This is a genomic window from Stenotrophomonas sp. PS02297 (assembly GCF_029959705.1).
Lineage (GTDB): Bacteria > Pseudomonadota > Gammaproteobacteria > Xanthomonadales > Xanthomonadaceae > Stenotrophomonas > Stenotrophomonas nitritireducens.
This window is the reverse complement of record NZ_JASCOS010000092.1, coordinates 1-14,365: the sequence shown is the minus strand read 5'-3', so window position 1 is coordinate 14,365 and position 14,365 is coordinate 1. Positions and strand designations below refer to the sequence as shown.

The 14,365-nt window shown below is 67.4% G+C and carries 17 protein-coding genes; 2 read left to right on the top strand and 15 right to left on the bottom strand.

What is annotated here, in order from left to right; genetic code table 11:
• From QMX80_RS14810 to QMX80_RS14800, 3 genes are all read right to left on the bottom strand, one after another.
• Positions 1-597, bottom strand: a 597-nt coding sequence (locus QMX80_RS14810) for a biotin/lipoyl-binding protein (protein ID WP_282277823.1), incomplete at its 3' end; no start/stop codon positions are given.
• Positions 594-2,102: an efflux transporter outer membrane subunit gene (locus tag QMX80_RS14805; RefSeq protein ID WP_282277822.1), complete on the bottom strand. Its 1,509-nt coding sequence runs from the start codon at positions 2,100-2,102 to the stop codon at positions 594-596. The genes QMX80_RS14810 and QMX80_RS14805, both read right to left, overlap by 4 nt.
• A 1-nt stretch (position 2,103) precedes the next feature.
• Positions 2,104-3,840 carry an alpha/beta fold hydrolase gene (locus QMX80_RS14800; RefSeq protein WP_033474909.1) on the bottom strand — a complete coding sequence of 579 codons (1,737 nt, stop codon included), beginning with the start codon at positions 3,838-3,840 and terminating at the stop codon, positions 2,104-2,106.
• A 305-nt stretch (positions 3,841-4,145) separates the two neighbouring features.
• On the opposite strand from QMX80_RS14800, the gene QMX80_RS14795 reads away from it, so the two are divergent.
• On the top strand, positions 4,146-4,790 hold the full coding sequence (locus QMX80_RS14795) for a TetR/AcrR family transcriptional regulator (protein ID WP_161820442.1): 645 nt from the start codon (positions 4,146-4,148) through the stop codon (positions 4,788-4,790).
• A gap of 148 nt (positions 4,791-4,938) precedes the next feature.
• On the opposite strand, the gene QMX80_RS14790 is transcribed toward QMX80_RS14795, so the two are convergent.
• From QMX80_RS14790 to QMX80_RS14745, 10 genes are all read right to left on the bottom strand, one after another.
• Positions 4,939-6,909, bottom strand: coding sequence for a relaxase/mobilization nuclease and DUF3363 domain-containing protein (locus QMX80_RS14790; RefSeq protein WP_033474832.1), 1,971 nt, complete (start codon positions 6,907-6,909; stop codon positions 4,939-4,941).
• Positions 6,910-7,357: 448 nt separating this feature from the next.
• A complete protein-coding gene (locus QMX80_RS14785; RefSeq protein WP_033474831.1) occupies positions 7,358-7,969 on the bottom strand; it encodes a S26 family signal peptidase in 612 nt (203 codons plus the stop codon).
• Positions 7,966-8,511, bottom strand: a complete 546-nt coding sequence (locus QMX80_RS14780) for a DUF2840 domain-containing protein (protein ID WP_033474830.1) — start codon at positions 8,509-8,511, stop codon at positions 7,966-7,968. The genes QMX80_RS14785 and QMX80_RS14780 overlap by 4 nt, the downstream gene beginning before the upstream one ends.
• Entirely contained in the window at positions 8,508-8,780 is a 273-nt protein-coding gene (locus QMX80_RS14775) for a hypothetical protein (protein ID WP_033474908.1), read from the bottom strand. Before QMX80_RS14775 ends, QMX80_RS14780 begins: the two co-directional genes overlap by 4 nt.
• A complete protein-coding gene (gene parA, locus QMX80_RS14770; RefSeq protein ID WP_033474829.1) occupies positions 8,777-9,415 on the bottom strand; it encodes a ParA family partition ATPase in 639 nt (212 codons plus the stop codon). The genes QMX80_RS14775 and parA overlap by 4 nt, the downstream gene beginning before the upstream one ends.
• A gap of 253 nt (positions 9,416-9,668) precedes the next feature.
• Complete coding sequence (locus tag QMX80_RS14765) at positions 9,669-10,514, bottom strand: replication initiator protein A (RefSeq protein ID WP_033474907.1); 846 nt, start codon at positions 10,512-10,514, stop codon at positions 9,669-9,671.
• Positions 10,515-10,540: 26 nt separating this feature from the next.
• Complete coding sequence (locus QMX80_RS14760; RefSeq protein ID WP_033474906.1) at positions 10,541-10,825, bottom strand: helix-turn-helix domain-containing protein; 285 nt, start codon at positions 10,823-10,825, stop codon at positions 10,541-10,543.
• A gap of 115 nt (positions 10,826-10,940) precedes the next feature.
• Positions 10,941-11,708, bottom strand: a complete 768-nt coding sequence (locus QMX80_RS14755; protein WP_033474828.1) for a DUF2285 domain-containing protein — start codon at positions 11,706-11,708, stop codon at positions 10,941-10,943.
• Between the two features lie 54 nt (positions 11,709-11,762).
• Entirely contained in the window at positions 11,763-11,930 is a 168-nt protein-coding gene (locus tag QMX80_RS14750; RefSeq protein ID WP_192840743.1) for a hypothetical protein, read from the bottom strand.
• Positions 11,931-12,051: 121 nt separating this feature from the next.
• Positions 12,052-12,402 carry a DUF2958 domain-containing protein gene (locus QMX80_RS14745; protein ID WP_033474905.1) on the bottom strand — a complete coding sequence of 117 codons (351 nt, stop codon included), beginning with the start codon at positions 12,400-12,402 and terminating at the stop codon, positions 12,052-12,054.
• Between the two features lie 296 nt (positions 12,403-12,698).
• Here QMX80_RS14745 and QMX80_RS14740 point away from each other — a divergent pair, with 296 nt between their 5' ends.
• Entirely contained in the window at positions 12,699-12,989 is a 291-nt protein-coding gene (locus QMX80_RS14740) for a helix-turn-helix transcriptional regulator (protein ID WP_033474827.1), read from the top strand.
• 110 nt (positions 12,990-13,099) lie between these two features.
• Here QMX80_RS14740 and QMX80_RS14735 read toward each other — a convergent pair whose 3' ends face one another.
• Positions 13,100-13,240, bottom strand: a complete 141-nt coding sequence (locus QMX80_RS14735; RefSeq protein WP_154583261.1) for a hypothetical protein — start codon at positions 13,238-13,240, stop codon at positions 13,100-13,102.
• A 39-nt stretch (positions 13,241-13,279) separates the two neighbouring features.
• On the bottom strand, positions 13,280-13,594 hold the full coding sequence (locus QMX80_RS14730) for a DUF736 domain-containing protein (protein ID WP_033474826.1): 315 nt from the start codon (positions 13,592-13,594) through the stop codon (positions 13,280-13,282).
• Positions 13,595-14,365 lie beyond the last annotated feature (771 nt).

Here is a 14,365-nt window from a genome sequence, read left to right as displayed (position 1 = left end):
GGACTGCGCCCCGACCAGCTGCGCCTCGGCGGCGCGCACGGCCGCCTGGGCAGCGGCAGCCTGGGCCCGGGTCGCCGCGACCGCCGCCTGGCTGGCGCGTGCCCGCGCGCGGTCGTCGTCCAGTTCCTGGGCCGAGGAGGCGCCCTCCACCGAAAGCGTCTCCGAACGCGCCAGCCGGCGGCGCGCAGCATCGAGCTCGGCCTCGCGCTGGACGACCAGCGCCTGCGCGGTGGCCACCTCGCTCTGCCGCAGCGCGATCTGCGCCTGGGCCGCGGCCACGCCGTGCTCGGCCTGTTGCCGCCCGGCCTCGGCCTGGTCGTACTGGGCGCGCAGGGTGTCGGTCTGCATCCGCGCCAGCGTCTGCCCGGCCTGCACGAAGTCGCCCTCGCGCACCAGGATCTCCTCCACCCGGCCGGGCAACTTGGTGGCCACGTCGATCTCGGTGGCCTCGATGCGCCCGTTGCCGCTGGCGAATCCCTCGCCCGGGCCGTGGTCGGACCAGCGCTGCCAGCCCCACCATGCCAGCACCGCGACGGCGACGACCAGCGCAGCGGGGACGATGCGTTTCTTGGAAAAAAGGGACGATGCTTTGCTCATGGTATGTCCGACGCCCGTTGCGAATGGGTGGAAAGGCCTGCTTCTGCGCCACTGGAGCGCTGGCCAGGCCCGCCTCCGAGCGCGCCGTACAGCGCGACCTGACTGGACAGCAGCGCACGGCGCACCTGCACCAGTTGCTGCTCGGTGTCCAGCAGGTTGCGCTGCGCGTCGAGGACTTCGAGATAGGCGGCCGAGCCGTTGTCGTAGCGCAGTTGGGCCAGCCGGGAGCGTTCGGCCAGGGCCTGGCGCGCGACGGTCTGCACCTGCAACTGCTCGGCCAGCCAGTGGCGGGCCGCCAGCGCGTCGGCGACCTCGCGGAATGCGGTCTGGATGGATTTCTCGTACTGGGCCACCGCGATGTCGCGGCGCACTTCGCTGAGCTCCAGGTTGGCGCGGCGACGGCCGGCGTCGAAGATCGGCAGCGACAGCGTCGGCAGAAAGGTCCACGCGCGGCTGCCGGAATCGAACAGGCCATCGAGCTCGGCGCTGGCCGTGCCCCAACTGCCGGTCAGGGCGATGCGCGGGAAGAACGCCGCGCGCGCGGCGCCGATGTTGGCATGGGCGCCACGCAGCTGATGCTCGGCGGCGATGAGATCGGGGCGGCGGACCAACAGGTCCGAAGGCAGCCCTGGCTGCAGCGCTGCCAGCACCGTGTCCTCGTCGAACGGCGCGCGGGCCGGGAGCGCGCCGGGATCGGCGCCGACCAGTTGGGCCAGTGCGTGGTACTGGCTGGCGCGCGCGCGTTCGAGCTGGGCCAGCAGCGCCTGCGCCTGGGTCAACAGGGTCTGCACCTGGGTCAGGTCCAGCCGGGAGGTCGAGCCGACTTCCTGGCGGCGCTGGAAGATGCGGTAGGACTCCGCGCGCGAATCCACGGTGCGGCGCGCGATCGCCACGCGCTCGTCCAGTTCACGCAGCCCCAGGTAGCCATCGGCGACCTGGACGATCAGCGCCAGTTCGACCGCCTGACGGCCGGCATCGGTGGCCAGCCACTGCTGCAGTGCCGCATCCTTCAGGTTGCGTATGCGGCCCCACAGGTCCAGTTCCCAACTGCTCAGGCCGACTTCGGCGCGGTATTCGCTGCCGACCACGGACTGCCCATAGTAGTTGAGATCGCCCGGCACCCGCGCGCGCGCGCCCTGCACGCCCAGGCCCAGGCCCGGGAATTGATCGGCGCGCTGGATCTGGAATGCGGCCCGGGCTTCCTCGGCCCGGAGCGCGGCGACGCGCAGGTCGCGGTTGTTGCCCAGCGCCGTCTCGATCAGGCGCTGCAGCAGCGGATCGGTGAAGTAGTCGCGCCAGGGCGGCAGATCCTCGCGCCCTGGCGTCGATGCGCCCACGGCGGACGCATAGCTCTGCGGTACCGGCGCGACGGGCGGTTCATACTCCGGCGCCAGGCTGGCGCAGCCGGCCAGCAGCGCCAGCGCGGTGCTGGCCAGGATCGGCCGGGCCCGCAGCGGCGGCGGACGGCGCTTGCCACCTGTGGCGACGGCTGGCATATCGTTCATGTCATGTCTCCAGCACGTAGTGGCCCGGCGCCGCGTACTGCGGCTTGTAGCCCTTGGAGGGCGCCCCGATCGCGGGCGGCTTGACGGGCGTTCCCGAGCGTTCCTGCAGCCACGCGATCCAGGCCGGCCACCACGACCCGTCCTGTACCGGCGTCTGCTCCAGCCAACGGTCGGGGGGCACGTAGCTGGCGCCGGCCGCACGCGTACCGATCCGGTAGCTGCGTCTGGGCCTGCCCGGTTCGCTGACGATGCCGGCGTTGTGCCCGCCGCTGGTCAGCGCGAAGGTGATCTCGGTGGGCGTGAGGTAATGCAGCTTGTACACCGAGCGCCAGGGCGCGACGTGGTCGGTGAGCGTGCCGACGGCGAACGTCGGCAGACCGATGTCGCCCAGCGAGACCGGACGGCCGCCGACCGGGTAGCGCCCCTCGCTGAGATCGTCGTCCAGGAACAGCCGCCGCAGGTACTGCGAATGCATCTTCGCCGGCATCCGGGTCAGATCGGCATTCCAGGCCATCAGGTCGTTCATCGGCCTGCGGTCGCCGAGCAGGTATTCCTGCACCATCTTCGACCAAAGCAGGTCATAGGAGCGCAGCATCTGGAAGGCGCCGGCCATCTGGTCGCCGCGCAGATAACCGGCCTCGGCCATCTGCGCTTCCAGCATGGACACCTGGCTTTCGTCGATGAACAACCCGAGTTCGCCGGGTTCGCTGAAGTCGGTCTGCGCCGTGAACAGGCTCAACGAGGCCAGACGCTCATCGCCATCGCGCGCCATCGCCGCAGCGGCAATCGCCAGCAGCGTCCCGCCCAGGCAATAACCGGTGGCGTGCACCTTGCGCTTGGGAACGATCGCGTTGACGGCCTGCAGCGCTGCATGGAAGCCCTGCTCCAGATACTCGTCCATGCCCAGATCGCGCTCGGCCTGGCCCGGGTTCTTCCAGGAGATGCAGAACACCGTATAGCCCTGGCCTACCAGATACTTGATCAGGGAGTTGTGCGGAGAAAGATCGAGGATGTAGTACTTCATGATCCAGGCGGGGATCACCAGCACCGGCTCCGGGTGCACCGTTTCGGTCGAGGGCGCGTACTGGATCAGCTCCATCAACTGGTTGCGCAGCACCACCTTGCCCGGCGTGGCGGCCACATCGCGACCGACCACGAACGCCTCCGCTCCTGCGGGCGGCAGCTTGGCCAGCGAGCGCTCGATGTCGTCAAGCAGATGCGCCAGGCCGCGCTGCAGGTTCGCGCCATCCTCGGCGACGGTACGTGCCAGCGCCTCTGGATTGGTCAGCAGGTGGTTGCCGGGAGAGAGCATGTCCAGCCACTGCCTGGCCGCGAAGGCCACCACGTTCTCGTGGTGCTTGTCCACGCCGGATACGCCATGGGTGGCCTGCGACCACCACTGCTGGTTGAGCAGAAAGACCTGATGCAACAGGTTGAACGGCCAATGGCGCCATTCCGGGGCAGCGAAGCGCCGATCCTGCACCGGTGTCTCGATGCAATCGCGGGCTTCTCCCGTGCCGGCCAGAAGGCATTCGCGCAGATAGCCGGCAAGCGCGGACGCCTGTTCGGCCGCCAGTGACATCAACTCGGACTGCTTGCCCGGCGAGGAGGCCAGATGCGAAGCCCAATCCGTCCACGCCAGCAGGAGAGACTGCGGCGAGATGGACGCGCTGGCAGCGGCCTGGACAGCGCGGGCCAACGCATCCATCTGTATCGAGACTTCACCTTCATTCGCCATCAAAACGCGTCCTCTTCCTATGACGATCAATGAATTACGCAAGAAACGACCCATTCGTCGTTTTGGACTATAGCATCAATTCCCCAAATGCGAAGCGCTTATCCGCGGCTCGATCGGTCACGTGGGCGTACGCATGGGCCGCTCTACGACAAGGGGTGCGGCACGGGTGGGCGTTGAAGTGAAGCTCCGTGCTGCCTTGATTGCAGCTCTGAAAGCAGAATGGCGAGACTGCGCCAGGCGAGCCGCGTTAGAATTGCCGCAACAATTTCGCAGCGTGTTGAAGCAGGCCTAGGCCGGGAGATATCTTGAGTAGCTCGTCTCACCGAGGCGGTCGGCGGCGCCGTTATTTGCCAGGAGCCGAGCGAAAGCGGGAAATCCTGGATGCTGCACTGATCGAGTTCCTCGCACATGGGTTTACCAAGACCACTGTCGAGGGAATCGCCATACGCGCAGGCATGTCGAAGTCAGGGGTCTATGCGCACTTCGGCAGCAAGGATCAGGTCTTCGAAGAACTGTTGATGGCAGCCTTGCCTACGACGGAAGATTCTTTCAGCGTGTTTCTGTCCGAGGCCAATGGCTCGATCCAGGAGATAGCAGAGGCCTACATCGACAAGCTCTATGCACGCCTGGACAGTCCGCTTGCCGTTCCGACCTTCCAGTTGCTGATCGCGGAGAGCAAGCGGGTACCCGGCCTCATCGAACGATGGCACGCCAACATCCTGTTGAAGATGCGCGCGAGTTCGCAGGCCTTGGTCGACGAATGCGTACGCCGGGGAGTGATGCGTCAAAGCGCGCTGACAGAACATTTCGAGATCGTGCTTTGCCCTGTCGTGTATTGGCTGGCCAAATGCGTGCTGCTGGGCGAGCGCGCTGAAGAAACGGGCCTGTCGCTGAAAAAAATGCACGAGCTTCACAAGAAGTTGTTTCTGGAACTGCTCTTGCCTCGTTAATGATCCCGATATGGCGAGGCTGAGCGCCGTCGTTCGACAGCCTGGACACCGACCAGTCTGCGAAATCAATTGACCGCTTGCCGTCAACGTGATCGACCTCAGCGTCCGCGGGCCGAGCCAGGCGAATGGATTACCGGCTGAGCATTGATCATCCAACTGTCGGCCCTCGCTGCCTTCCGATCTCCCACGACACCCCGCCGCCACGCACCGTCGCCGCGATCTGCTGCCCCAACCGTGGCTCGATCACGGGTCGCCACGGCACCAGGCTGAACCCCATGCCGTCATCGAGCATCGCGTAGCGCCCGCTCGCCAGCATGACCGAGCGCCGGTAGATACCGGCGACCCGCTGCCCATCCGCCGCCGGGCGATGCGCCAGTCCGGTTTCGGCGGCAATGTCCTTGGCGGCCTGCGCCAGTTCCCGGTTGCGCAGCGTGCCAAGCAGGTTGCGCGCCAGGATGATGCGCTGCCCGCGCCGCTCGGCCAGCCCCTGTTCGGCCAGGAAGTCGGCGCGCTGCTGGATGGCCTGCTTGGCCTCGCCGCCAAAGCCCAGGTCGCCCAGCCCACGGTCGCCGCCGATCAGTTGCTGGTCAAGCCAGGTCGCGCCGATGACGCGGGCCTGCCGCTCGATGGACAGATGCGATTTCAGCTCCACCGCCACGCCACCCAGGCGCTGCGCGTCGTACTGGCGACCACGCTCGGCCAGATCGTCTGGCACCTTCCATAGCCCTTCGGCCACGCGCTCCACGATGCCGGCCCGGCGCAGGGCTTCCAGCCGGCGGACGTGGGCGGCGACAACCTCCTGCGGGTCGCGTCCGGGCTTGGCCCGGCCCTGTTCGATGGCAAGGTGATGGTCGGCACGGTACAGGCCATCACTCGCCAGCGCGGCGATGTTCTTGTCGGCGGCGCGAACCTCGGTCGAACCCTTCACTTCCACGATGGCGCCGGCCGGGTACTGCTCCAGCTCGGTGCGCGGCGGCAGCGCCACGTAGTGCGCCTTGCCGTCCACGCCGTCGATGACCAGATAGCCTCGGTCGTACAACTCGTCGGCCAGCCCTTTGCCTGCGACACGGCCCACGATGGTGTGGCCGTTTTCGCCATCGTCCTGGCCGGGCTGGAACACGGCCAGCTCGCGCTGCCTGCCGCCCATCGCCCGCTGCATGGTGCGGATGATGTCGCCGCGCTCGGCCATCGCCCGCAGGGTGGATTCAGCTTCTGCATGAATGGCCCAGGTGCCCGGCGCCGTTTCCGTCGCCAGTCCCATGCGCTGCAAGTGTTGCAGGCGACCGACGAGCAGCAGGCGCCGGCGTTGCAGCCTGGGTTCGGCAAGCCGTTCCGTGTGAACCAGGCCATCGACGGCTTCACGCTGCAAGGTGCGATCCAGGCTTGTCCATCGCTCCTGTTCCACCTCGCGGGCCAGGGTACGCTGTATCTCCAGCTCGGTGCGCGGCCCCAGCCACTCGGTCGCCAGTTCCATCGCCCGCTCGCGCATGCCGCGCGTGATGTAGTCCTGCGAGACGATCAGATCCTTGCCGGTGTCGTCCTTGCCGCGCAGCACGACGTGGGTGTGCGGGTTGTCGGTGTTCCAGTGATCGACCGCCACCCAGTCCAGTCGCGTGCCCAGGTCGGCCTCCATCCGTTGCATCAGGTGCCGGGTGTAGGTGCGCAGGTCGTCGAGTTGTTCCGCGTCTTCGGGGGAGACGATGAAGCGGAATTGATGGCGGTCGCCCCGGCCGCGTTCCTCGAAGGCGGCGGTGTCGGCCTCGTCGGTCGCCGGCCCGTAGGCATGGCCCGGCCCGCCCTGCCTGTCCACGCCCTCGCGCTCGATGTAGCGCAGGTGCTGGACGGTGGAGCGGCCGCTGGCCTGCTGGAGATACACCAGCCGCACCTTGACCGTGGCGCGGCGTGAGTTTGCCGTCAGCGACTGGCCGGTGAAGCGGGCCGCCACATGGCCGCGTCCCAGGCGTGAACCGGGCGCCTTGCCCCGCTTGCCGCCGGTCGCGTTGGCCGCCTTGCCGGCCTGGCGCAGCACCTGCGAAACAAAGGTGTCGCCGCGCTGCTTGGGCTTGCCGGGCCGGATGCGGAAATGGTCGTCACCGGGGGAGTTTCCGCGCTGGTTCATGGCGTGGCTCCAGGTAAGCCCGTCGCACCCTGGCGGGCGAGGCACGCGGATTCTCCAATGGCTGCAAGGCATTGGCTGCTGTCGCGGCACGAAGCCGCCATAAGGCGCGTGCCGCGCCACCCCCACGTGCAGACTGGCTTTGCGCGCACCCTGGTGCCGCACCCTTCAATCTTGCCTTCCGCCTTTGCCTTCCGCTGTCGCTCCAGGCACCGGCGGCCCGGCGGCGCTGCTGCGGGAGCAGCCAGCGCGCCGGCGAACGCGCGAACTGACGCTATGAAGGCCGCAGGCCGGGCGCGTTCGAGGCAAGACGCCTGCACGTTGGACGGCTTCGCCGAAGGCAGCGCGACGTGCGGTGCGAATGCACCGGCACGGCAGGCGCGACGACACGGCGACGAACAGTAGAACGACATGCCCGATGGCACGCCGGAGCGCAGCGAATTGGCGGCCATCATGGGCGTGTCTCCAGCCAGACCGGATGCGCGACGCCGATCACGGCGGATGCGCTGACCGGGCCGAAATACCGGCTGTCGAACGATGCCGGGTTGGTCACGCTCAACAGGAACAGCTCGCCCGGTTCGAGGCGGCGGCAAAGCTGCAAGGATGGCAGCGGCCGGCCCAGCCGGTCGGCAGGCAGCACGGCGGCCGCAGGCACGCCGTCGATGCGTACCTGCCCGGCGACGATGCAGACGTGTTGCGGCGCGACCGCGCCCACACGTTTGAGCAGCGGCACGCGCGTCGGCAGGTAGCCGCGCTGCGCAGCCAGCATGGCGGCCCTGTCGGGCAGTGGCACCAGCACGATGCTGTCCACGGACAACGGACGTGGCAGCGAGGCGGTGCGCGGGGCGAACGGTTCTATGCGATACCAGCCGACCGCCACGCTGTCGGACGGGTTGTAGATCAGGCGCGGCGGTGGTTGCACGAAAGCCGCCCAGGCCAGCGCAGCGAGACCGATGGCGGCCAGTGTCGCCACGACGACGCGAGCGCGCAAACGTGAACGTGGGTACAAGCGAGGACGCGGCGCAACGGCCGACGCGCCGCCCGTGTTGGTCGGGGCCGTCATGGCAGCACCTTCCCGGCCAGCCAAGCGGCGTGCCGCTCGGCGGTGTATTCGGGCAGCGCAAGGCGGGCCGCCAGACGGTTGCCCAGCGTGCGCCAGTACGCGGGCGACACGTCGATGGCGGCGATGCCCAGCGCTTCGATGGCGTCGATGCGTTCCAGCACGGCGCGCACATTGGCATCGCCTTCTGCGTGCAGCAGCAGGCGCGCGCCTGGCTGCACGCCTGGGATGCGCTGCACGGCATCGAGCGGCGTGCACGTTTGCATCACCATGAGCTGCCATCGGATCGTGCCGTAATCGTTGGCCTGCCAGCGGATGCGGCAGAGCATCGCGCCCGGCAGGAACACTGCGCAGCGCCGCCAGCGGTCTAGCTGGAGTGTGCGCGCAGGTTCTCCAAAGCGCAGGTAGAGTTTGAAACGGGCCTCGATGTAGGCCAGCGAAACGCGCGTCAGCGGCACGTTGCCGGCCTGTCCGGCGAGTGCCGAAAGCGCAGGCAGCGGCATAGCCGGTGCCGCGTTCGCGGCAGGCAAAGCGGATGCGGTCATGGTGTGTTCTCCCTGTGGTGATCGGGAAACTCCCGCTCCAGCAGGCCGCGCAGCAGGTCGGCCACGGTCACGCCTTGCGTGAAGGCCGACACCTTGATGCGCGCCCGCATGGCGGGCGTGATGTCCAGGGTCAGGCGCGCGGTGTAGAGGTCGCCTTTGCCCAGCGCATCGGCATCGCCCTGGCGAATCCACGCTTCTGCGTGCGGATTCGCGGGCGGACGTGCGCCGATGCCGACACGCTTGCCGCGTGGTGGTGGCTTCGCCGTCATGTCGGCCACCGCAGCAGTTCATCCACCAGGGCGGTGATTTCGCGGGCGGCGGCGCTGTCGGGCGCTGTCTCGCGGGCGAGCCGGCCAGCGGCCACGCTGTCGGCGAACACGATGCGCTGATGCACCTCCGAGCGCAGCGCGGGCAACGGCTGTTCGGCCAGCGATTGCCGTGCCTCACGCCCGATGATGGTGGTGCTGACGCGCCGATTGATGACGAAGGCCGCGCGCAGCGCAGGCCGGAACACCTGTGCCTCGCGGATCAGCGAAACCATCTCGGCGCTGGCCCACACGTCGTAGGGGCTGGGCTGCACCGGGATCAGCACGCGCTCGGCCGCCAGCAGTGCGGAGCGCGCCAAGGCCGCGATGCGCGGCGGGCCGTCGATGATGACGTGATCGGCCCGCCTGGCGAGTTCTGGCGCTTCCTGATGCAGCGTTTCGCGGGCGAGGCCGACGGCGCTGAACAGCCGCGGCAAGCCTTGCTGACTTCTGCGCTGCGTCCAATCCAGCGATGAACCCTGCGGGTCGGCATCGAGCAGGATGACGTGCTGGCCGCGCATCGCCAGCTCGCCGGCGATGTGCGTGGCGAGCGTGGTCTTGCCGACGCCGCCTTTCTGGTTGAGCAGAGCAAGGATCATGGCGCGGCCCTCCCTGCTGGAAAGCCGGTCTTTCGCTCCTGCATTTCGTGCCGTTGGGTGGTTGTCCACCGAAACGGCGCGCTTCTACTAAAAGTTATGTATTTACTGTTAGGGAAGTTAAGGGGCGAGAAAACCCAGCAGCGGCGCGGGTTTGCGGCCGATTTTGTTGCCTGATAGCACGAGGATTTGTTGCCTGATAGCACGAGTCCACTGTTGCCTGATAGCACGAGTGAATTAACAGGTTTTCCCGCACTTATCCCCGTGCCGTATGCAGCACGGGCCGGAAGGTCAGCAGTTCGGTTTTCTCGCCAGGCATCCGCTCGATGCCCAGGACGTAGCCGGGCAGCGACTGCCGCGCCACCAGCGCGCGCAGGTCGGCGGCGAAGTCGTAGAAACGCGCCACGCTGCCCGACTTGCGGTACAGGTGCTGGAAATCGAATTGCCAGCCGTGTTCCTGCCGTCCGCCGTGCTTGCGCACCAGGCGGTACAGCCACCGCTCGATGCCACCAGTGAGCCGGAAGTACGTCGGGTCGATGGTCAGCACCAGGGCCGCGTCCACCACGCCCGCGTAGAACCAGTCCGGCAGGATCAGCTCGATGCCCAGCGGCGTGCCGCTGGCATCGGCCAGTTCCTTCCACTCGTTGATCCACGAGAAGCGATGCAGTCGCCTTCCCGTGGTTTCGCGGATGGACGTGGCCACCGTGGTCGATTGCAGCCGGTCGAGCGCGGCCTTGAGGCGCTGGTAGTCGCGCAGCGACGTACCGCGCCCGATGAAGCGCAGGATTTCGTAAGGGCGCACCTGCATCAGCCGCGAGGTCGGGATGCCCGCGTCGCGGGCTTCCACGATCTGCGAGGCCGCCCAGATCAGGATGTCGGCATCCCAAATGGTCGCTATGCCATGCTCCTGCGTCCCCTCCACGCGGATGGTGATGCCGCCTGCCCGGAAGTCGATCGGCGCCGTGCGGCGCGACTTCGCCAGCGAGAAGAACGGAAAGGCCATCAAGTCCTGGCTGTCGCGTGGCGCCATGTCGCCCGGCAGCGCGCGGAACAGGTCGAGCTGTTCGCGCTGCTGCAAGGCTTGCCCTGGCGGGCTGGACATGGCGAAGGCCACCCACGCGCCGATGGTCAGCGGCCGTCACGGTAGTCGCCCGCATGCCGTTCGGCATATTCCGGGTCGGAAGTGGCCGCGTAGCTGCGCGCATCGGCCCAGGCGTCGAGGTCGCTCACCGCATACATGACGCGGCGGCCGAACTTGCGGAACTTCGGGCCACCGCCGATCACGCGCTGCTTCTCCAGCGTGCGCGGCGACAGGCGCAGGTAGTCGGCGGCCTCGTCGTTGGTCAGGTAGCGTTGGGGCTGCGCGGGCGCAGGGACAGCAGCGGCGGCAGGCCGCAAGGGAGCGGGTCGCATGGGATGTACCTCCATCAAGCCCGGCCACACCACGCGGCCGGATAGAGGCACTTTCAAGAAAGATGGGCTTCTTGCTAAGGGACGAATTGCAGGGACTGCAAAACGTCCCCCCTTACTACGATGCAACTGGCGAGACCTGCGCCAGACTGCGATAGCCGCCGCGCATCAGCGCCTCGCCACGCCTGACCAGCCGCCGCACGCGGGCACGCAAGGCGCTGTCCTTGTGCCAGTCGGCCACGACGGCATCCGCGCCGAACAGTCCTTCGGCGACTTCGCGCAAGGACGCGCCCGCCAGGGTCGCGTCGAGCGCCTGCAAGGTGTGCAGTTCCAGCACCGCGGCCGGCGTGGGCCGGGAGCGCGCCGCTGCCGCAGGCGCGGCCACGGTCGCGGCGGACAGCGCATCCAGCTCGGTCGCCAGCGTGCGGTAGCGCGCGCAAGGCGCGGCGCAGGCACGGGTGGCGTACAGGTAGGCCATGCCGTCTTCCAGGCCGGGCGCGAGCGCGAGCCGCAGGCAGCAGCCGGGCCAGTGCGACACCAGCACCAGGCGCTTGCCATCATGGATCAGTTGCTTGCGGCCAGGCACGCGCCAGAACTCGAAGGCAGCGGCTTCGGGCGGCGGGTCGGCATCGGGAACAAGCTGCACCACGGCATCATGATCGGGGAACCAGGCCGGATGCGCGTCGCGCGCATCCAGAGCGGGATCTTCCAGCAGGCGCAGGCCCCAAGCCAGCGCCGCGTCCGGCCGCCGGCGACGGCGCCGCCAGTCGCGGCGGTAGCCGGGGTTTCGGCGCAAGTATTCCCACGCCAGTGCGGGGCCGTCGAGGTGCAGGACGTAGAGATAAGCCGCTGTCGGATACCAGTGTTCGGCGCTGCGATCAGTCATGGCGAGACCTCCCTGTGCTTGGGGTGCGTCGCCACGGATTCCGCCGTGCGGGAGCTATCGAAACGCCATCAGGTCGTCATCAAAAAAGGTTAAGCTGTAACTGTCGGTGTCAAGACCGTTTGGCTCCGGCGTGTTGCGGCAATCGTCTGAATGCGACGGCTGCGCAACCCGGAAATGGTGCGCGGCACCGGATACCGTGCCGCAGGCCGCGCCAAAGATCATGACTGTTTGCATCAGGCTGGCACCGCTTCGGTGCATCAATGCCGATTGAGACCGTACAGGTCTTGGGTAAGACCGAAATAGTCACAATGCGCCCCGGCTGGCCGGGCTGCGCTGGCCTTCATCAGTCCGTGATCGCGCCGTTCTCCTGCGCCAGCCGGACGTACTCCGACAGTGGGCGCAGCGCCTGGAAATACCGATCCCGCCGCACCGGCAGCTTGCGCGGGCCGACGATGCCGGCTAGGTCGGAGAGCTTGACCGTGCCCAGCGAGGGCATCCCGATACCGAGGTCGATCAGCCCGTAGGCCGTGTCGTCATCCGCAGGGTCGAGCGACACCAGCAGCCAGGTCACATGCGCGTCGGGGGTGAACAGCCGCACTACGGGCAGCGGGTCGAGGTGCTGGCCAGCGGCGAGCGCCGCTCCGTGGGCGAGCAGCCGGGCACGTTCGTCAGCGGTGACAAGTGGCAGGGTCATGGCCGGAACCTCCACGAAACCGAGGATGCGCGGATGCGCTTGTGCGTCGAAGCACGGAACCGCCAAACCGTCTCCGTGCTTTCGTGCGCAAGCACGGATGCGCAAGCCATCGCATCCTTGGAAGAACGCAAGCGCAGAAGCGCAATTGTAGGAAGCCGGAAAGACACGGATGCGATTCCCCGGTTCTGTTGGAATCCGTAGATACGGATTTCCGTAAAAGCACGGAACACCGTTTTTTCGCCAATGAGTTAAAGATAACGTGGTTTTAATTGTCCTTTGATTCGACGCTTCTGTCTATGCAGAAGCGATCCGTTCAGCCAGGCCGACCGGCCGGCGTTACCACCTTCGATGCCGACCTGGCGCAAGCCTTCGGCGCGGCGGTGCGTGCGCTACGGATGGAGCGAGGGATTGCGCAAGAATCGCTGGCGCACCTGGCCGGCATCGAGCGTTCGCACATGGGCAAGATCGAGCGTGGCGAACACATGCCCACGCTGGCGATCATCTTCAAAATCGCCCGCGCACTCGATTGCAGTACGGCGGTGCTGATGGCCGAGACGGAAAGCCAGATCGCGGCGTTCGAGACATAGCCGCAAGCGGAGCGCGCAGCGCCGCAGGCGCGAAGGCGTGAGGGATTGAAGCCGCATGGCCGTGACGGCGAAGTCGGCACGGGGCGCAGCCCGAAAGCCCGGCGGCGCTTTCAGCGCCGACACGCCATCTTGCGCTTGTCGCCACGGGCTTCGAGCCATTCGACCATCACCGATGCGATGCCGGCCCTGAACATGCGGCGCATGAGACAACTGCCGAAACCCTGTGCGTGCGGCGCTGCGATCAGCAGCATCGCGCCCCGCCGCAAGGGACGGGGCGCGGTGGGCGGCCGTCAGGCCGCCTTGGGCTTGCTGCGCGACCAGATCAGGTCGTGCGTGCCGTCCTCGTTCTCGATCAGGCGGGCATAGACCGTCGCCGGGAACGAAGGATCGTCGAGGGACACTGACACGTAGGGCCGCCCGGCTTCGCTGGTCTTCTTCCACCCCGCGCCGATGTCGTGGCCGGCCGCCTGAAGGCGGAAGTCGGGGGCGTTTTCGTTCTCGCCTTTGTCGTTGGCAACCAGCTTGACCTTGACGTTGAGGGTCAGGGTGCGAAGCGTGCCGGTGAAGCCGTCTTTCTCTGCGGTGAAGGTGCCGATGTTTGCCATGATGAATCTCCTTTCGGTTGAACAGGGTTCGCGCCCATCGCGTCCTGTTGTGATCCGACCGGCGGGGGACGGGCTGGCTGCACCGCTTGCGGGCGCAACGCAGTGGAGCGCCTGGAAGCGAAAAGAATTTGTCCCGCGAGGAATGCGCACAGCGCAGGGGAAATTGTTTTCGCTGGAAGGTTGCAGCCATAGAAGCCCGGCCACCGCCAGGATTCACAAACAGACAGGACGCCTTGGGCCGACCCGCTCCGAAAGGAAACATGGCCGGCTCGGCTCCCCGCGCGACGGCTTCACCGGCTTGCGCCCTGGCACGGGCAAGGACAACGCCCAGCGACAAGGTGAAAGCGCCCCTGACGTAGCAGGCGGCCTCTTGCTTGAGGCGTGGCGTGGAAGCTCCATTGCAAGGCCGGGTGGCGTGTCGGTGAACCGTCCTTCGTGACGTACAGGTGACGAACCGCCAGCGTCGAGGACGGCACGCTTTCGTGCAACCTGCGGCAGCAAGCCGGGGCGTAGGCCCACAAGCCCCGACCATTGGGGCGGGGCGCATTCGGAATGTCGTCGGCGTTGTGCGCCGACGCACTTATGGGCTTCGAGGGTTTCCCGCGCACAAGGCTACTTGTGCGCCGCCCCTGCGCGGCCTGCCCGAAGGCGGCGCAGGGGCGCTCTGGCTTTGGGCCTTGAACACCGGGCGCGGCCACCGCCGCGCCCGGATTTTTTGGCATTCCCCGCGCCCAAGACGGAACGGCTTGGGCGCGGGGCTGTTCCCTATTC